We start from the raw sequence: 16,735 nt of genomic DNA, 5'->3' as shown, positions 1-16,735 counted from the left end.
AAAATAGTGTTTTTTTGAAGTTTATAAAAATTTATCTTTGCAATACAGACATTAACCATGAGGGTTTACAATACCAAACATTTTCTTACCATACTTGTCAGCTTACACAAAAGCGACACATTAAAAATCCTGTTCCCTACAATGGTTTTGATGGGGATGTATTCTTACGGAATTCAATATCTGGAAATTGAATATCTGCATTTGACGGCAAAATCTAAAGTCAGCAATGTTGGGATCATCCATTCGTTATTGGGTTTTGTTTTGTCTTTGTTACTGGTTTTCAGAACAAATACTGCTTATGACAGATGGTGGGAAGGCAGAAAACTTTGGGGAAAACTGGTAAATGATACCCGAAATTTTGCTGTTAAAATAAATACGATATTGGCTGATGACAGGCATTCTGCAGATCAGATTTCCCGCTACTTAAAATATTACCCTCATTTTTTGGCCAAACATCTTTCTCAGGAATCTACCAGACTCGCCCTAGACGAAGATTATTCTGAAATTGAAAAATCACTGAAGCAGCACGGACCAACTGACTTGGTCATTCTTTTGACACATAAATTGTATCAATTAAAAAAGCAGGGGAAAATATCTGATACGGAAATGCTTTATTTAGACACACAGATATCAGGTTTTCTGGATGTATGCGGCGGTTGTGAAAGAATTAAAAACACGCCCATTCCCTATTCATATTCTTCATTTATAAAGAAGTTTATCATTTTGTATGTTTTGGCTTTGCCCATTGCTTATGTAATTAATCTCGGACTGTTTATGATTCCATTAACGGTTTTTGTATATTATGTGCTCATGAGTTTAGAATTGATTGCTGAGGAAATTGAAGATCCTTTTAATAATGATGAAAACGACATCCCGATGGAAGCGATTGCTCAGAATATTGAGAAAAATGTACATCAGATAATGAGCGATAAAAAATAAAGTTGGAATCCATTCGTAAAGAAGAATTCGTAAATTATAATTAGAAATAAAAAATTATTTTGGTAAATAAATTAAAGCTGGAAGAACTCAACAGAATTGATGTAGAAACGTTTAAAAAAGTGGAGAAAATTCCGTTGGTGGTTGTTTTGGATAATATAAGAAGTATGCATAATGTAGGGGCAACTTTCAGAACGGCAGATGCGTTTTTGGTGGAGAAAATTATTTTGTGCGGGATAACACCTCAGCCGCCACACCGTGAAATTCACAAAGCGGCTTTAGGTGCAACAGAAAGTGTTGATTGGTCACATGAATCTGATATTAATGTCACCATCAGTGATTTAAAAAGCCAGGGATTTGAAGTTGTGGGAATCGAACAAACCACCAAGAGCCAAATGATCACTGATTTTAAAATTAACAGCTCAAAAAAATATGCCGTGATTTTAGGTAATGAAGTAGAAGGAATAAGTGATGAAGCGTTGCAGAATATCGATTCATTTATCGAAATTCCGCAGCTCGGGACCAAGCATTCTCTGAATGTAAGTGTATGCGGGGGAATTGTGATGTGGGAGTTTGCAAAAGCCCTAAAATAAAAAAACTGCGGCTGTCTGAAAAGACAGTGCAGTTTGAAATAAATCTAATAAAAAGTAAAAATGAAAGGCGACAAAGATAATTGAATATCTTTTATCAACAAAATTTTTTTTCTACTTTTTATTTTTTTTGAAAAAAACCCAATATTTTACAGGAAGGTTTCGTTTAAAATTTTATAAATTAGCACAATGTTTATCAAGGACTATATCTCAAAAGATTTTCCGTGTTTTCATCTGACTGACTCTATCGAATCAGCTAGAGAAACCCTAGAAGCATTTGGATATACCCATATTTTCATTAAAAAATCACATCATTTTTACGGAGCCATAGCCAAAGACTTTCTTTATGAAGCGGAAGGAAGTTTGAAAAACCTTGAGCATCAAATCGAGCGATTTGCAATTTTGGAAGACAATAATATCATGGACAGCATCCGTTTGTTTTATACATTCAATGCCAATGTGATTCCGGTGATTAATAAAAATGAAAAATATTTGGGATACATTTGTTGTGATGATGTTTTTCAGAACTTTTCAAAATATCCCCTGTTTTCAGAAACCGGTGCAATCCTTACGATAGAAACTCCGGCGAGAAAATATTCGATGACGGAAATTGCAAATATTGTCGAAAGCAATAATTCTAAGTTCTACGGAGGTTTTATCAGCTTTATGTCAGACGAAGTAATTCATATCACGATTAAAATCAGCAATGAAAATCTAGCTTCAATTGATGCTACTTTTGACCGTTATGATTACAGAATTGTAGAAAAATATTATTCTGACGAGAAAACAGATCTTTTCAAAGACCGTTTGGGTTTTTTACAAAAATTTATCGAAATATAATATGAAGGCAGCCATATATTCTCAGAAAAAAGATCTTGATACTTTTTTATATTTAAGCAAATTTATTTCTGAATTGGAAAGCAGAGGCGTAAAATCTGTTTTATTCAACGAAATGGCTGAAGCTCTTCAGTTTTCTAAAATTTTCGAAACTTTTGGCAACAAACAGGATCTTATCGACAAAGAAATTGATCTTTTCTTCACTTTCGGCGGAGACGGCACGATTGTAAACTCGTTAACGTTCATTGAAGACCTCGAAATTCCTGTTGTAGGTGTCAATACCGGAAGACTGGGATTTCTTGCAAGCTTTACCAAAGAAGAAGCTTTTAAAGAACTGGATTCTATTTTAAAAGGTGATGTAAAAACCAGTCGCCGTTCTGTAATAGAAGTCGTTTCTCCAAAATCTGACGAATTTTTTCCATACGCTTTAAATGATGTAACAATTTCAAGAAAAGAAACCACCTCAATGGTAACAGTAGATTCTTACATCAATAACGAATTTCTGAATGTTTTCTGGGGAGATGGTGTAATCGTTTCTACACCTACAGGTTCTACCGCATATTCACTAAGTTGTGGCGGACCGATCATTTCTCCGAATAACGAAAACTTTGTCATTACTCCCATCGCACCGCATAATTTGAATGTGAGACCTTTGGTTGTGAACGATAAAGTAGAAATTAAATTTAAAGTAGAAAGCAGAGTTCCACAATATTCTCTCTCTTTAGATTCGAGATTGATACACATTGAAACTGATAAAGAAATTGTGATCAGAAGGGCGAGTTTTCAGTTGTTACTCGTTCAGCCAAACAATTTAAGCTTCTACGAAACCATCCGCCAAAAGCTACTTTGGGGACGAGATAAAAGAAATTAGTAATTTCTCAAAATTGATTATCTTTACAAGAATTTTCAAAAAAAATCCTAATATAATAATAAAGTAAACATGAGCAGAATTTTCCCGGCAGGAGTTGCCACAGGTCAGTTAGTTACAGATATTTTTCAGTATGCTAAAGAAAACAAATTTGCATTGCCTGCAGTGAACGTTATCGGTTCTAGCAACGTAAACGCAGTAATGGAAACTGCCGCAAAATTAAATTCACCTGTAATCATTCAGTTTTCTAACGGTGGAGCATCTTTCAACGCAGGAAAAGGACTAAGCAATGATGCTCAGAAATCAGCTATTTTAGGTGGTATCGCAGGAGCAAAACACATTCATACTCTTGCTGAAGCGTACGGAGCAACAGTAATTTTACATACCGATCACGCTGCAAAAAAATTATTGCCCTGGATCGATGGTTTGATGGACGCTAACGAAGAATTCTTCAAGCAAACAGGAAAATCTCTTTACTCTTCTCACATGCTTGATCTTTCTGAAGAATCTTTGGAAGAAAACTTAGAAATTTCTTCTCAATATTTCGAAAGAATGGCAAAACTTCAGATGACTTTGGAAGTAGAAATAGGAGTAACCGGTGGTGAAGAAGATGGTGTTGACAACTCTGACGTCGATAATTCTAAATTATACACTCAGCCGGAAGACATTGCTTATACCTACGAAAAACTGAAAGCAATCTCTGACAACTTTACCATCGCAGCAGCTTTTGGAAATGTGCACGGAGTTTACAAACCAGGAAATGTGGTTCTTACCCCAAAAATCTTAGATAATTCTCAGAAATTTGTTCAGGAGAAATTCGGAACTGTTGACAAGCCTGTTAATTTCGTATTTCACGGTGGTTCTGGTTCTACTTTAGAAGAAATCAGAGAGGCAATTGATTACGGAGTGGTTAAAATGAATATTGATACCGACCTTCAATTTGCTTATACAGAAGGTATCAGGGATTATATGGTAGAGAATGTAGAATATCTGAGAACTCAAATCGGAAATCCTGAAGGTGAAGAAAAACCAAACAAAAAATTCTATGACCCAAGAGGTTGGATCAGAAAAGGAGAAGAGACTTTCTCTAAAAGATTGGTTAGAGCATTTGAGGATTTAAATAACGTAAATACGCTTAAATAAATTATAAATTTTGGATTATAGATTTTAAATTATTTTTTTAATCTATAATTCAAAATCTAAAATCTAAAATTTCATAAATGGCATTCGACTGGTTTAAAAGAAAAGCACAAAATATTACCACTTCTACAGACGACAAAAAAGATGTGCCGAAAGGACTTTGGCATCAGACACCGTCAGGAAAGGTTGTGGAACACGAAGAACTGAAGAAAAACAATTATGTTTCTCCTGAAGACGGATTTCATGTAAGAATCGGAAGTGCCGAGTTTTTCAGTATTCTTTTTGACGAAGCAAAATTCACAGAATTAGATGCGAATGTAGAAAGCATAGATATGCTTCAGTTTAAAGATACAAAATCTTACACAGACCGTCTGAAAGAAGTAAAAGCCAAAACAAAGCTTACGGATTCTATCAGAAATGCAGTAGGTACCGTAAACGGAACCGAAATGGTAGTTTCTTGTATGGATTTTGCCTTTATCGGAGGATCGTTAGGTTCGGTGATGGGTGAGAAAATCAGAAGAGCGGTAGATTATTGTATCGAAAAAAGACTTCCTTACATGATTATCTGTCAGTCTGGTGGCGCAAGAATGCAGGAGGCAACCTATTCTCTGATGCAGTTGGCAAAAGTGCAATCGAAGTTAGCGCAACTTTCGGAAGCCGGACTTTTGTACATTGCTTACCTTTGTGACCCGACTTTTGGTGGAATTACTGCGTCTTTCGCAATGACTGCAGATATCATTATGGCTGAGCCAAAAGCATTAATCGGCTTTGCAGGACCAAGAGTTATCCGTGAAACCATAGGAAGAGATTTGCCGGAAGGTTTCCAGACCTCAGAATTTCTTCAGGAAAAAGGTTTTGTTGATTTTATTGTAAAAAGAACTGAAATAAAAGAAATTGTTTCAAAAACAGTTAATTTACTGACAGTAAAGGCTTAAAACTTAAATAAAAATTATATAGTCTCTCTCTTTTTGGGAGAGATTTTTATTTTATGAGGACTTTCAGAGTAATTTTCAACACCATCAAAAGCATGAGTTTTAAGAAAATTCTTAAACTCCTGTCCGCTGTTTTACCGCACCCATTATTTTCATTATTAAGTTTTTATGCTACAATAAAAGCTTTTACGATTGCACAAAATTTATATCCAAAAACGGCATCTAGTAATGGTGAAGGAAATGCCTTCAGACATTCACTTTGGTGTTGCCTTATCATGATGTACTGCAGTAAAATTTCTTCGCCCGAAAAGGCTTTAGTTTTCTGCAAAAAAATTACAGATTTGCATGAAGAATTATTTCCCAACGAACCTTTAGAAACTAAAATGGATCTTCATAATAACAAAATAGGTATGGATTACTTCATGGAACTTTTACCGGGAATTCACCGCCAGTTTTTTGAGAAAAACTTTTTTATTGAAGAACTTCAAAAGAAAACTTCCAACGCAAGAGTTTTGAAAAGTTTGGATGATGATTTTGAGGGAGAATTGGTTTATTTGGATGAGAAATAGTCAATTTTTTTTTTCAAATTAATTATATTTCATCACTTTTTGTAATCTGAAGTTTTTTTAACTAAGTTTAAACAATTAATTTAAATAAATGGTTCTCAGCAGAATTTGGTCGGCTTTCATTATCATTGCCATTGCTATTGCAAGTATAAAATACATTTCGTCAAGTCATTACAAAACCATTTTCAACGATATGGTTGTGGGAAAAGGTGGCGATACGGTACAGATTGCTACCCAAAACATCAGTGCGCTTTCTCCCATTGTAAGAGACAGCCTAATGAAGAAAAATGATTTTGCAGACAGCAGAATTCATTATAAAACCGATTCTCTGAAACAAAACGTTCAGGTATACCGGGTACAGGAAGCAGACGGTGTTATCGGAACTTCTGAAACTGCAGTAAAAATATGTATTGGACTGATCGGAATCATGACGCTTTTCATGGGATTCATGAGTATTGCAGAAAAAGCCGGCGGAATTAATCTTTTGAGCCGACTGATACAACCCTTCTTTTCAAAATTATTTCCTGAAATTCCCAAAAATCATCCCGCTTTCGGTCATATGCTGATGAACTTTAGCGCCAATCTTTTAGGTTTAGATAATGCAGCCACTCCGTTTGGTCTAAAAGCGATGGAAAGTTTACAGACATTAAATCCCAATAAAGATACCGCAAGCAATTCGCAAATCATGTTTCTCTGTCTTCACGCAGGTGGAATGACTTTGATTCCGGTTTCTATTATTGCGATCAGAGCTTCGATGGGATCAAAAACACCAACTGACATTTTCCTTCCATGTATGATCGCAACATTTGCAGCGACTTTAGCGGCAATGATTTTCGTTTCATTATATCAAAAAATAAATCTATTAAAGCCCGTTGTTCTTGCTTATGTTGGTGGAATTTCAGCATTAATTGCGCTTCTGGTCGTTTATTTAGTTCAATTGAGCAAAAATGAACTGGATGATTTCAGCAAGGTTTTAAGCAACGGTTTGATTTTATTTATTTTTATTGCGATTGTTCTTGGAGCAGTTTACAAAAAAATCAATGTTTTTGATGCTTTTATTGAAGGCGCCAAAGAAGGTTTCTGGACTTGTGTAAAGATTATCCCATATTTAGTAGGAATGCTGATTGCTATTTCACTTTTAAGAACTTCAGGAGTTTTTGATGTCATTATCGATGGGATGAAATGGGTTGCCTATGCTACCAATCTCGACGCAAGATTTGTTGACGGACTTCCGACTGCTTTAATCAAACCTTTATCCGGCTCCGGAGCGAGAGGAATGATGGTTGACACGATGGCAACTTTCGGAGCAGACAGTTTTCAGGGGAAATTAGCAGCTGTTCTTCAGGGAAGCTCAGATACGACGTTTTATGTGATTGCAGTTTACTTTGGAGCAGTAGCCGTAAAGAATACGAGATATACTGTTGTTGCTATGCTTTTGGCTGATTTGGTGGGCGTGATTACTGCGATTGGATTGGCGTATTTGTTTTTTGCTTAAAAATGTAGTTTAATGAAAGCATATATTCAGACTGACAAGACAGGGGAATTCTACAACGTTAATGCTTACATTGCGTTTGAAGGATTTAAAAATTTTGGTTTTGAAATAGAAAAGTTTCTTGACGCTGATGAAATTTCAGATAAAAATCCGGAAGATATAATTGTTGGAGGTATTGGAAATGTGAGAAAAAGACTTCAAAATCTAAACATTATTCGTCCCGAAAAAGAGCTTGATTATCCTGAAGAATTACAGCCATTCTTGAGACGGAAAGTTTGGGAATCTACAATTAATGAGATTTATAAGGATAAAAACAAGTGGCAAATCTTCGTTAAACCAAAGACGGAAACCAAATTATTCACCGGAAAAGTAGTTCGCAATGAATTGGATTTTGTTGGAATGATCTATGAAGACCAAGACATTGAAGTTTTGTGTTCTGAGCTAATAAATTTTAAAACTGAATGGAGATGTTTCATTCGATACAAAGAAATTCTTGATATCAGGAGATACACAGGAGATTGGGATACGAAGATTGATGTTAAAGTAGTGCGTGATGCCATCGAAGCTTTCTCATCTCAGCCAGCTGCATTCACATTGGATTTTGGAGTTAATGAAAACAATGACACCATTTTAGTTGAAGTTAATGATGGCCACTCTCTTGGAACATACGGACTTTCATCATCAAATTATGCAAAATTTCTATCTGCTAGATGGAGTGAACTTACACAAACAGAAGATTATTTAAATTTTTAAAATAAAAGAATGATTACCGATAAAGAATTCACATTAAGACTCATCCGTCAGCTAACTCAAGCATTAGAAAAACTGATATTAGACAAGCCCGAAGAAAGTCTGATGCAGAAGGAACTCGATTTTGATTCTTTAATGAAAGATATTTTTAAAATTGATTTTAAAGAGCTTTCAGCAAAACCTAAGGAAGAGATTATTGAAACTGTTAAAGAAAGGCAGGAAAGAGACCACAAAGATTATTATGAAATGCTCGGAAATCTTTTCTATTACAACGGGAAAGTATTAAACAACAGTGACTTTTTAGATAAAGCAAAAACCTTCTATGAGCTTTATTTACAAACAAGCGGAATTTTTGCCCTTCCCATTATCAACAGAATCAACGAAATAAAAATAGCACTTGAATAAAGTGCTTTTGTATTTAGAACGTAATGCTGTAGCTTCCCGTGGAAGAAACGCTGGCCTTTTCGGCCTTTACATATTTTTTTACCCAACTTACAGAAGTTGATACTACACAAGGATCTGAAACTCCGCCAGATCTTCTCGCAGATGAGACATTTCCAGCTTTATCAACAGTGTAAGAAATCGTGATTGAGCCACTTGCAGAACAACTGTGGCTTGGCTGTGCTCCTCCTCTACCCATTGTTCCGGGAATATAGCCAACTAATCTTCTGTCGATTCCTACTTTGCTGTCGCCGTTTCCGTCGCCGCCTAGAGGATCTCCGTTGTTACCGATTCCGTCGCCTGTTCCCTGGCTTCCTGCTTTTGTTCCACGCCCTTTTATCAAATTTCCGATTGCTGCGGTTCCTTTTCCATCACCGTTTCCTGTTTTTGAATTGGCGGTTGTAGCAGAACTTTTAGCCTTAGTTTTTGTAGTAGAAGTTGCTGTTGATTTCTTATTTGTTTTTGAATCTTCCTTTTTAGGAGCGGTAATTTTAGAATTATTTCCGGTAATGATTTTATCTTTTAGCTTAGCTTTCTTAGTTTCAGCTTTAGGTTCTGATGTAATGACCGTTTTTGGTTCTGAAACCATATTTTCTACAGGTTCGGGAGCGTTTTCTTCAGCTTTTGCTGCCAAACTACCTTCCTGATTGGCTGGTTCATCAATTCCTGCTCCATTTCTGTTATCACCAAAGTTTACAAGCATCGTAGTCACAACTTCAGTTTCTTTGGGACGCTCGGTAGGTTTCATTTTATAGATGAAAACGAACAACAGAATCGCAGACCAAATTAGTGCAGAAAGTACAGCACTCTTGAGTTTGTCTCTTTTTCTTCTTCTCTATTAATGGTATAACCTCTCATTTTCATTTATTCTTTTACCGTTGCAATGGCAATATTTAACTTATGCTTTTCTGCAATTTCCATCAAGAAAACGACGTCTTTATGCATTGTACTTTCGTCTGCTCTTATGGTAAATGATTTTGCAGACTTACTCTGAAGGTCAGACACAATGGTTTGCTCTACCAGTTCTCTCGCAATGGGTTTGTCATCTACGTAATAGGAGCCGTCAGGTTTTACACTCACCGTCATAGGATTCGGGATATTGTCTTCTATGCTTCCCGTCTGTGGAAGTTTGACGTCAATCGCACTTTGATTTGCTGCCGAAGATGTAATCATAAAAAAGATAAGCATCAGCAAAATAACATCTGTCATTGCTGCTAAACTGAATTCCGGATGCGCTTTATTTCTTCTCTGAATTTTCATATTTTGAATATTACAAAGGTTTATTAATAAGATCTAAAAATTCTCCCGAAACATTCTGTGTTCTCAAAACGAACTTATCAATTCTCGTCAACAAAATATTGTAAAAAAAGTTTGCCGGAATTGCTACTGCCAAACCAACAGCAGTTTGTCCCAATGCGGTATAAATACCTTCAGACAATGTTTTCGGAGAAAAAGCTCCTTCTGCATGAGATAGATCAAAGAATGCGATGATCATCCCTATTACTGTTCCCAAAAGTCCCAACATTGGTGCGATACTGGGTACAACAGCTAATAAATTCAGATTTTTTTCCATATTGGCAACTTCGATTTGAGCCTGAGATTCCATTGCACTTACGATATCTGAAACCGGTCTTCCCAATCTTGAAATTCCTTTTTCTAAAATCCTTGATTCCGGAGAGTTTTGTGTTTTGCAATAATCAGCCGCCGCATCTATTTTTCCGTCTCTAATGAAATCTTCAATATTATTCATAAAATTTGAATCTGTTTTTGTCGTCATTCTTCTGATGTAGAAAAATCTCTCAAAAAAAAGATAGACAGAGAAAACACCTAATGCCAAAACGGTTGCCATTACTATTTTAGCAAAAGCACCACCATGAAAGAGGATGTCCCAAAATGAAAATTCAAGTTTATCAGCGACTACATTGGGTGCAGCAACCTGTGCAAATAAAATCTGAGTAAGTTCCGTTAACAGCATGAATTTGATTATTTATAATGGTTTGAACGACAAAAATAAAGGAATATTATTAATTCGTATCTTAAAATAAGCTTAAATATGGACTTGAAATAAACATTATGCCCAAAAACAGCAAATTTCTTTCCAAAAAATATATTGAAAAGAAATTTAAAAGTTTATTTTGAAGAAGATTAGTCTTCGTCTACGATAATTTCGTCGGGAGTAAATTCACATTTAAGCCTGAAGGGAAGCGGCTCGTCTGATCCTGTGTAGAAATCATCAATATTTCCTTTCCAGACTACCTGAAGTTCGCCCTCCTCATTTTTATCAAACAAAAGCTCGTTATCATAAATGAACGCATCTTCATCATCAAAAAGATCAACTATGGTGTAAATCTCCTCTGCAGAATCGTTAATCTTTAAAGATTTGCCTTCAATTTCTGGAGAATCTATCGGAAAATCATTAACCTGAAGCAGGAGCTGAGGAAAATTATATTGAAGCGAATCGTCATCTACATGGTCGAGACCATCATCCGTAATGATTTCAACTTCCAAAAAATGTTCCTGATTACTATAAACAGCCTTGCAGTAAGTGCTTTTTATATTGTACTTCAATGTTTCGTCCGGATGGTAAATTTTTAAAATCCCTTTCATTATTTCTTAAAAAAGAACTGTAATAGTATGATAGCTCAATGATTTAGGCAAAGATAAAAAATTGTATGAATGTTTAAAATATTTTCAAAATTATTTTTTATAAATAGCCATTCTTCAAATCTATCGTGTGCTAATAATCTCTATTTTTGTGTTTTAAATATTTCACAATGAAAAATATCATATCAAAAGCTGTATTAGGATTAGGTTTGGTCATAAGTCTGGCTTCCTGTAAAAAAACGGACTCACCTTTAACAAAGATTACACCTACCAGTCTCGATTCTATTGCCGCCAATTATTATGAACAATATCTGAAATTATATCCTTTAGAAGCCACTTCGCAAGGAGATTTGAGATACAATGATCAATTGCCGATTAACATTGACAAAGATTTTATTTCTGGTGAAATTGCTTTTTACAAATCTGTACAAAACCAGCTGGAAAATGTGAATTACAAAAACCTTTCAGATGATGACAAAGTTGTTTATGATGTTTTAGACTATAGTTTAAAAGATAAAATAGAAGCGTATGTTTATCATCCGGAGTATATTCCTTTCAGTCAGTTTTCAGGTTTACCCCTTAATTTTCCTTTGTACGGAAGCGGACAGGGAAGTCAGCCTTTCAATACCGAAAAAGATTATGAAGACTGGTTAAAAAGAATGGAGAAGTTCCCGGAATGGATGAATGCAGCTACAGATAATTTCCGCGAAGGAATGACCAATAAAATTGTTCTTCCGAGAAAATTGGTTCTGAAAATGATCCCTCAGATGAAAGCTGAAGAAATTATCACTTCAGACTTTGATAAAAATATTTTTTCCGGACCTGTAAAAAACTTCCCGAAAGATTTTACTTCTGAGCAGAAAGAAAAATTGACTAAACTTTATAAAGACGCTGTTGCTAAAAACATCATCCCCGCATACACAAAAATGGGAGAATTTTTAGAGAAAGAATATTTGCCAAAATCCAGAGAAACTGATGGTTACAACGGCATACCTAAAGGAAACAACATTTATAGTTATTATGTAAAAAGCTGGACAACCACAAACAAAACACCTGAAGAAATCAACAAAATCGGACAACAGCAAGTTGCGATGCTACGTGCTGAAATGGAAAAAGTAAAACAGCAGGTAGGTTTTACCGGAACACTGGAAGAGTTTATTACTTCTGTAAAAGCTGATCCGAAAGCAATGCCGTACAAAACCTCAAAAGAAGTTTTAGCGGGTTTTAATGGAATTTTAGCGAAAATAACTCCGAAGTTAAAAACCATGTTCAGCGTGACACCAAAAACTAAATTTGAAATCAGGCAGACCGAAAAATTCAGAGAAGCAAGTGCAAGTGCGGAATACATTCAGGGAACTCCTGATGGCAAAAGACCCGGAATTTTCTACATGCCACTTCCTGACCCTTCAAAATTCAACGTTACTTCCGGAATGGAATCTCTTTTCTTACACGAGGCCATTCCTGGTCATCATTATCAGGTTTCTCTGCAGCAGGAAAACACGAAACTTCCGAAGTTCATGAGGTTTGGCTGGTTTGGAGCTTATGGTGAAGGTTGGGCGCATTATTGTGAGACTTTAGGACCAGAATTCGGTTTGTATACAGACCCTTATCAAAAAATGGGGTATTTAAGCGACCAAATGTTGAGAGCAGTCCGTTTGGTTGTGGACACCGGAATTCACACCGGAAAAATGACCCGGGAAGAAGCCATTACTTATTTTCTGAGCAACATTGCCTATGACGAAGCCGGAGCAACTGCAGAAGTGGAAAGATATATGGCAATGCCCGGACAAGCTTTAGGATACAAAATTGGTTCGTTGAGAATTCGTGAACTGAGAGAACAATATCAGAAACAGCTCGGAAACAAATTTAGTTTGGCAAAATTTCATGATGAGCTTTTAAGTCAGGGTTGTCTTCCGCTGGATGTTTTGAACAGGAAGATGCAGCTTTGGGCGAAGAAGCAGAAATAGAATAATGAAAAAAATTAAAGAAAAAATTAAAATGTCAAAACAAGAGATTCCTTTTGAACTATTAGATGTACTTGACCCTATAGTAAAAGACAGCAAGGTAAAAGCTAATTTTTCTCATTTCGTGATTAAAAAGAACAATGAAATTGTTTTTAAGTCTAATATTCGTGATAGTAAGTTTTACTTTAATATAAATTATAAAGCTCTAATTAATTCTCAAAATAATAAAAATACTTACAAAGTTTCATTTTATCCATTTAATGAAAATAGTCTAATTGAATATAGTAATCAAATATCAGTCCCCTCAATTAAAAATTTTTTTACAATTTGGATAAATTGTTTAGACAAATATGAAAACATAAAAACATTTTTAGATGATCCAATTATTGAATCTTATCAAAAAGATATTTTTACTAATACTCTAAAATTTGTACAAGAAGATAATGATAACATCCCCTACCCACTTAGCTCTCAATTTCAATTCATCGATTATTTAGATAATCTAAGAAATGTTATTATTAACGAAATCGAGCAATGTGAAAGCGATGATGATAAAGCAAACTTAGATAGCTCTTTAAAACTTATTGAAAATATAAAAGAAAACATTAATAAATTAACAAAAGGAGAGATTAAAGAAAAGTTCTCGTTATCCCTTGCTTATATCGCAAAAGTTAGCCTAAAATTCTTCAATTCTATTACGTTTGAAATATTAAAAGATGTAGCGGTTAAAGCAATTACCGGTAGCTAAGTAAAGATTTTTACTTTAAATATAAAATAATGATAACAGAATCTTTACAATCACTTTACACAAGAGATTTAAATAAATTAAAAACAGAAATTGAATCTTACCAAAACGAAGAAGTACTGTGGAAAATTGATAAAGGCATTTTGAATTCTGCAGGCAATTTATCACTTCATCTGGTGGGAAATCTTAAACATTTCTTTGGAGCAATTTTAGGGAATTCAGGATATGTAAGAAATCGTGAACAGGAATTTTCATTAAAAAACATCCCAAGAGCTGAATTGATTCAACACATTGAAGAAACTTTAAATGTTGTTATTTCGACGCTGCATCATCTTTCTGAAGAAGATTTGGCTAAAGATTATCTTCTTGAGCCTTTAGGATATAAAATGAATACCGAATATTTTTTGATTCATTTGTTTGGGCATTTAAGTTATCATCTGGGACAGATTAACTATCATAGAAGGTTATTGGATATTCTTTAACCACCCCGTCAAAAATTCTTTGAATTTTCACCACCCCTCCAAAGGAGGAGAATTCTGCAATTATCGATAGTCTTTACTTTTCAAACAACATTTTTGTAATAAAATCTCTCTCCTGGCTTCCTCTTGCAGGAGAATATTCTCTTCCATAGAAAATAATCTGAAGGTGAAGCTTATTCCAAACCTCTTCTTTCCAAATATTTTTGGCGTCTTTTTCAGTTTCTACAACGTTTTTTCCTGAAGTCAATTTCCATTGAATCATTAGACGGTGAATATGCGTATCAACAGGAAATGCAGGGAATCCAAACGCCTGACTCATCACTACTGAAGCGGTTTTGTGACCCACTCCGGGCAAAGCTTCCAATTCTTCGTAGGTTTGAGGAACAATTCCGTTGTGTTTCTCCAAAAGAAGCTCTGCCATTCTTTTCAGATTTTTAGCTTTGGTGTTGGATAGTCCTATTTCTTTGATAAGTTCTTTAATCTCATGAACTTCAAGCTGAGCCATTTTTTCAGGATTTCCTGCAACCTTAAAAAGATTCGGAGTTACCTGGTTTACTTTTTTATCCGTCGTCTGTGCAGAAAGGGCGACAGCAACCATTAAAGTGAACGCATCTGTGTGTTCCAAAGGAATGGGAACGGTAGGATATAATTTCTCTAATTCTGTCTGAATAAGTTCGGCTCTTTGTTTTTTTGTCATGTAACCCTTAAATTTGAGCAAAAATAAATTATTATGTTGAAAGTAGGAGACAAATTACCGAGTTTTGAAGGAACCAATCAAGATGGAGAACTTGTAAATTCGGAAAAATTAATAGGAAAGAAATTAGTTATTTTCTTTTATCCACAAGCAAATACTCCGACGTGCACCATTGAAGCTTGCAACCTCAGCGATAATTATTCTCAATTGGAAAAAGCAGGTTTTCAGTTATTGGGAATCAGCGGTGATTCGGTGAAAAAACAAAAGAATTTTCACAACAAATTTGCTTTTCCTTACGCTCTTTTGGCTGATGAAAATCGTAATATCATAGAAAAATTTGGGGTTTGGCAGGAAAAGAAAACATTTGGAAAAACCTATATGGGAATTGTACGAACTACTTTTATTTTCGACGAAAATGGAATCTGCACTCGGGTAATTGAAAAAGTGACATCAAAAACTGCTGCTGAACAGATTCTGGAAGGATAGTTTTTGGTCTGTTATTCTGACGAAAGAATTATAAATTTATTCGGTTTCGTAATACATCAATTCTTCATCTTCGTTGGGAAGCGTGATGTATTTTTGGAATTTTAAACCTAATTTTTCAATTAATTTTTGAGAAGAGAAATTATCTTTTGAGGTGATGGCTGAGATTTTATTTAATCCAAATTCATCCATTCCGATAGATTTTACTTTTTGTGCAGCTTCAAACATATATCCTTTTCCTTCAAATCTTTCTAAAACAGAAAAACCAATGTCTACAATATCTAAACCTTCCCTTTCAAAAATTCCTACTCCGCCTATTTTGAAATTTCTATCTTTTAGAGCAATCAGATAATTTCCGAAACCTGATTTTTCAAACTGCGGAAGAAATTTAGCTTTAATGTAATTTTCGGCATCAGAAATAGAATTGATGTGACGGTTGCCAATAAATTTGATAAAACTTGGCATATTGTAAAGCTCCAGAATAAGATCAGCATCATCCAAAGACATCGGACGAATGATCAATCTTTCTGTTTCGTAGATCTTATTTTCTTTTTTTGACAGGCTTTTTCTTTGGCTCATCTTTCGGTTCTTCTTTCTTTTCGATTTTTAAAAGTCGCGGATTGTTGGCGCACTTTTTTGTATACAGCTCAATATAAGTTCCGTTGTCTTTTATATTTGAAATAACACCGGTAGATTTGTTGACCGTCAATGTAAAATGAGTTTTCTGATAAGGACATTCTTGTGAGGTTACTTTTCCTAAATCAAGATAATAGTTGGTTTTATCTTCGTAATAATTAGCGGCAACATCTACAAACTGCTCATCAATCATATATCCCTCCAAAACTGCAGATAAGGCAGCCTCTTCAGGGTTGTTTATTCTTCCAATAAAATTTTTCAGATCCTTTGTTTCTGTGATATAGTTTATTTTTCCTGCGGTTGAATACGCTATATAATAAAAACTGTCTTCGGACGAACTGATATTAAATCCGGAAAACTGTGGAACATAATCTTTCTTTGTACCGGAATTTCTTACTTCTCTGTTTTTCCCATAGCTGTTTTGAACCAATACCCAGAAATCAATTTTGTCATCAGGAATTATTCTTGCTAAAACCCCTTCCACACTAGAGAATTTCTTTTTAGTCTGAGAAAATACTGTGATACTCAAAAGGAGAAAAACAGATAAAAAAATACGGTATTGAAATCGTTTCATAACT

General features: G+C 34.9%; 21 protein-coding genes. 14 read left to right on the top strand and 7 right to left on the bottom strand.

Annotation, left to right across the window (positions count from 1 at the left end):
- Nucleotides 1-57: 57 nt before the first annotated feature.
- The 10 genes from ACZZZA_RS05185 (at nt 58) to ACZZZA_RS05140 (ending at nt 8,516) form a co-directional block, all read left to right on the top strand.
- Nucleotides 58-939: a bestrophin family protein gene (locus ACZZZA_RS05185; protein ID WP_463430129.1), complete on the top strand. Its 882-nt coding sequence runs from the start codon at nt 58-60 to the stop codon at nt 937-939.
- A gap of 59 nt (nt 940-998) precedes the next feature.
- A complete protein-coding gene (locus ACZZZA_RS05180; protein ID WP_463430128.1) occupies nt 999-1,529 on the top strand; it encodes an RNA methyltransferase in 531 nt (176 codons plus the stop codon).
- A gap of 186 nt (nt 1,530-1,715) precedes the next feature.
- Nucleotides 1,716-2,366 (top strand): CBS domain-containing protein, encoded by a 651-nt coding sequence (locus ACZZZA_RS05175; protein WP_463430127.1) that lies wholly within the window; start codon nt 1,716-1,718, stop codon nt 2,364-2,366.
- A gap of 1 nt (nt 2,367) precedes the next feature.
- Complete coding sequence (locus tag ACZZZA_RS05170) at nt 2,368-3,234, top strand: NAD kinase (RefSeq protein ID WP_463430126.1); 867 nt, start codon at nt 2,368-2,370, stop codon at nt 3,232-3,234.
- 69 nt (nt 3,235-3,303) lie between these two features.
- Entirely contained in the window at nt 3,304-4,374 is a 1,071-nt protein-coding gene (fbaA, locus tag ACZZZA_RS05165) for a class II fructose-bisphosphate aldolase (protein WP_463430125.1), read from the top strand.
- 77 nt (nt 4,375-4,451) lie between these two features.
- Entirely contained in the window at nt 4,452-5,306 is an 855-nt protein-coding gene (accD, locus tag ACZZZA_RS05160) for an acetyl-CoA carboxylase, carboxyltransferase subunit beta (RefSeq protein WP_463430124.1), read from the top strand.
- 53 nt (nt 5,307-5,359) lie between these two features.
- Nucleotides 5,360-5,872, top strand: coding sequence for a DUF6973 domain-containing protein (locus ACZZZA_RS05155; protein ID WP_463430123.1), 513 nt, complete (start codon nt 5,360-5,362; stop codon nt 5,870-5,872).
- A gap of 88 nt (nt 5,873-5,960) precedes the next feature.
- Nucleotides 5,961-7,364 carry a nucleoside recognition domain-containing protein gene (locus ACZZZA_RS05150; RefSeq protein WP_463430122.1) on the top strand — a complete coding sequence of 468 codons (1,404 nt, stop codon included), beginning with the start codon at nt 5,961-5,963 and terminating at the stop codon, nt 7,362-7,364.
- Between the two features lie 12 nt (nt 7,365-7,376).
- Nucleotides 7,377-8,114 carry an ATP-grasp domain-containing protein gene (locus ACZZZA_RS05145; RefSeq protein ID WP_463430121.1) on the top strand — a complete coding sequence of 246 codons (738 nt, stop codon included), beginning with the start codon at nt 7,377-7,379 and terminating at the stop codon, nt 8,112-8,114.
- A 9-nt stretch (nt 8,115-8,123) separates the two neighbouring features.
- Nucleotides 8,124-8,516 (top strand): hypothetical protein, encoded by a 393-nt coding sequence (locus ACZZZA_RS05140; protein WP_463430120.1) that lies wholly within the window; start codon nt 8,124-8,126, stop codon nt 8,514-8,516.
- A 13-nt stretch (nt 8,517-8,529) separates the two neighbouring features.
- On the opposite strand, the gene ACZZZA_RS05135 is transcribed toward ACZZZA_RS05140, so the two are convergent.
- The 4 genes from ACZZZA_RS05135 to ACZZZA_RS05120 all read right to left on the bottom strand — a co-directional run bounded on the left by ACZZZA_RS05135 (nt 8,530) and on the right by ACZZZA_RS05120 (nt 11,159).
- Entirely contained in the window at nt 8,530-9,300 is a 771-nt protein-coding gene (locus ACZZZA_RS05135) for a ferric siderophore ABC transporter substrate-binding protein (RefSeq protein WP_463430119.1), read from the bottom strand.
- A 116-nt stretch (nt 9,301-9,416) separates the two neighbouring features.
- Complete coding sequence (locus tag ACZZZA_RS05130; protein ID WP_463430118.1) at nt 9,417-9,812, bottom strand: ExbD/TolR family protein; 396 nt, start codon at nt 9,810-9,812, stop codon at nt 9,417-9,419.
- A gap of 10 nt (nt 9,813-9,822) precedes the next feature.
- Entirely contained in the window at nt 9,823-10,527 is a 705-nt protein-coding gene (locus tag ACZZZA_RS05125) for a MotA/TolQ/ExbB proton channel family protein (protein WP_463430117.1), read from the bottom strand.
- Between the two features lie 170 nt (nt 10,528-10,697).
- Nucleotides 10,698-11,159: a hypothetical protein gene (locus ACZZZA_RS05120; protein WP_463430116.1), complete on the bottom strand. Its 462-nt coding sequence runs from the start codon at nt 11,157-11,159 to the stop codon at nt 10,698-10,700.
- Between the two features lie 167 nt (nt 11,160-11,326).
- Between ACZZZA_RS05120 and ACZZZA_RS05115 the strand changes: the two genes are divergently transcribed.
- The 3 genes from ACZZZA_RS05115 to ACZZZA_RS05105 are packed head-to-tail and all read left to right on the top strand — an operon-like array spanning nt 11,327 to nt 14,347.
- Nucleotides 11,327-13,123: a DUF885 domain-containing protein gene (locus ACZZZA_RS05115; protein ID WP_463430115.1), complete on the top strand. Its 1,797-nt coding sequence runs from the start codon at nt 11,327-11,329 to the stop codon at nt 13,121-13,123.
- 4 nt (nt 13,124-13,127) lie between these two features.
- Nucleotides 13,128-13,868, top strand: coding sequence for a hypothetical protein (locus tag ACZZZA_RS05110; protein ID WP_463430114.1), 741 nt, complete (start codon nt 13,128-13,130; stop codon nt 13,866-13,868).
- Between the two features lie 29 nt (nt 13,869-13,897).
- Entirely contained in the window at nt 13,898-14,347 is a 450-nt protein-coding gene (locus tag ACZZZA_RS05105; protein ID WP_463430113.1) for a DinB family protein, read from the top strand.
- A gap of 73 nt (nt 14,348-14,420) precedes the next feature.
- Here ACZZZA_RS05105 and ACZZZA_RS05100 read toward each other — a convergent pair whose 3' ends face one another.
- Nucleotides 14,421-15,041, bottom strand: a complete 621-nt coding sequence (locus ACZZZA_RS05100; protein WP_463430112.1) for an endonuclease III domain-containing protein — start codon at nt 15,039-15,041, stop codon at nt 14,421-14,423.
- Nucleotides 15,042-15,074: 33 nt separating this feature from the next.
- Here ACZZZA_RS05100 and bcp point away from each other — a divergent pair, with 33 nt between their 5' ends.
- Entirely contained in the window at nt 15,075-15,524 is a 450-nt protein-coding gene (gene bcp, locus ACZZZA_RS05095) for a thioredoxin-dependent thiol peroxidase (RefSeq protein ID WP_463430111.1), read from the top strand.
- Between the two features lie 36 nt (nt 15,525-15,560).
- On the opposite strand, the gene ACZZZA_RS05090 is transcribed toward bcp, so the two are convergent.
- Both ACZZZA_RS05090 and ACZZZA_RS05085 read right to left on the bottom strand, forming a co-directional pair.
- A complete protein-coding gene (locus tag ACZZZA_RS05090; RefSeq protein WP_463430110.1) occupies nt 15,561-16,100 on the bottom strand; it encodes a GNAT family N-acetyltransferase in 540 nt (179 codons plus the stop codon).
- A complete protein-coding gene (locus ACZZZA_RS05085; protein WP_463430109.1) occupies nt 16,063-16,731 on the bottom strand; it encodes a hypothetical protein in 669 nt (222 codons plus the stop codon). The genes ACZZZA_RS05090 and ACZZZA_RS05085 overlap by 38 nt, the downstream gene beginning before the upstream one ends.
- Nucleotides 16,732-16,735 lie beyond the last annotated feature (4 nt).

Source organism: Chryseobacterium sp. AC405b (assembly GCF_979258685.1).
The sequence above is the reverse complement of the archived record's forward strand: the minus strand, read 5'-3'. Positions and strand labels throughout refer to the sequence as shown.

What these genes read in the sequence shown, in the direction of transcription:
- ACZZZA_RS05120 (WP_463430116.1), bottom strand. Translation starts at nt 11,159, where the DNA reads ATGAAAGGGATTTTAAAAATTTACCATCCGGACGAAACATTGAAGTAC.
- ACZZZA_RS05105 (WP_463430113.1), top strand. Translation starts at nt 13,898, where the DNA reads ATGATAACAGAATCTTTACAATCACTTTACACAAGAGATTTAAATAAA.
- ACZZZA_RS05100 (WP_463430112.1), bottom strand. Translation starts at nt 15,041, where the DNA reads ATGACAAAAAAACAAAGAGCCGAACTTATTCAGACAGAATTAGAGAAA.
- ACZZZA_RS05185 (WP_463430129.1), top strand. Translation starts at nt 58, where the DNA reads ATGAGGGTTTACAATACCAAACATTTTCTTACCATACTTGTCAGCTTA.
- ACZZZA_RS05110 (WP_463430114.1), top strand. Translation starts at nt 13,128, where the DNA reads ATGAAAAAAATTAAAGAAAAAATTAAAATGTCAAAACAAGAGATTCCT.
- ACZZZA_RS05115 (WP_463430115.1), top strand. Translation starts at nt 11,327, where the DNA reads ATGAAAAATATCATATCAAAAGCTGTATTAGGATTAGGTTTGGTCATA.
- ACZZZA_RS05150 (WP_463430122.1), top strand. Translation starts at nt 5,961, where the DNA reads ATGGTTCTCAGCAGAATTTGGTCGGCTTTCATTATCATTGCCATTGCT.
- ACZZZA_RS05140 (WP_463430120.1), top strand. Translation starts at nt 8,124, where the DNA reads ATGATTACCGATAAAGAATTCACATTAAGACTCATCCGTCAGCTAACT.
- ACZZZA_RS05125 (WP_463430117.1), bottom strand. Translation starts at nt 10,527, where the DNA reads ATGCTGTTAACGGAACTTACTCAGATTTTATTTGCACAGGTTGCTGCA.
- ACZZZA_RS05085 (WP_463430109.1), bottom strand. Translation starts at nt 16,731, where the DNA reads ATGAAACGATTTCAATACCGTATTTTTTTATCTGTTTTTCTCCTTTTG.
- ACZZZA_RS05145 (WP_463430121.1), top strand. Translation starts at nt 7,377, where the DNA reads ATGAAAGCATATATTCAGACTGACAAGACAGGGGAATTCTACAACGTT.
- ACZZZA_RS05090 (WP_463430110.1), bottom strand. Translation starts at nt 16,100, where the DNA reads ATGAGCCAAAGAAAAAGCCTGTCAAAAAAAGAAAATAAGATCTACGAA.
- bcp (WP_463430111.1), top strand. Translation starts at nt 15,075, where the DNA reads ATGTTGAAAGTAGGAGACAAATTACCGAGTTTTGAAGGAACCAATCAA.
- ACZZZA_RS05175 (WP_463430127.1), top strand. Translation starts at nt 1,716, where the DNA reads ATGTTTATCAAGGACTATATCTCAAAAGATTTTCCGTGTTTTCATCTG.
- accD (WP_463430124.1), top strand. Translation starts at nt 4,452, where the DNA reads ATGGCATTCGACTGGTTTAAAAGAAAAGCACAAAATATTACCACTTCT.
- ACZZZA_RS05130 (WP_463430118.1), bottom strand. Translation starts at nt 9,812, where the DNA reads ATGAAAATTCAGAGAAGAAATAAAGCGCATCCGGAATTCAGTTTAGCA.
- ACZZZA_RS05170 (WP_463430126.1), top strand. Translation starts at nt 2,368, where the DNA reads ATGAAGGCAGCCATATATTCTCAGAAAAAAGATCTTGATACTTTTTTA.
- fbaA (WP_463430125.1), top strand. Translation starts at nt 3,304, where the DNA reads ATGAGCAGAATTTTCCCGGCAGGAGTTGCCACAGGTCAGTTAGTTACA.
- ACZZZA_RS05155 (WP_463430123.1), top strand. Translation starts at nt 5,360, where the DNA reads ATGAGGACTTTCAGAGTAATTTTCAACACCATCAAAAGCATGAGTTTT.
- ACZZZA_RS05135 (WP_463430119.1), bottom strand. Translation starts at nt 9,300, where the DNA reads ATGAAACCTACCGAGCGTCCCAAAGAAACTGAAGTTGTGACTACGATG.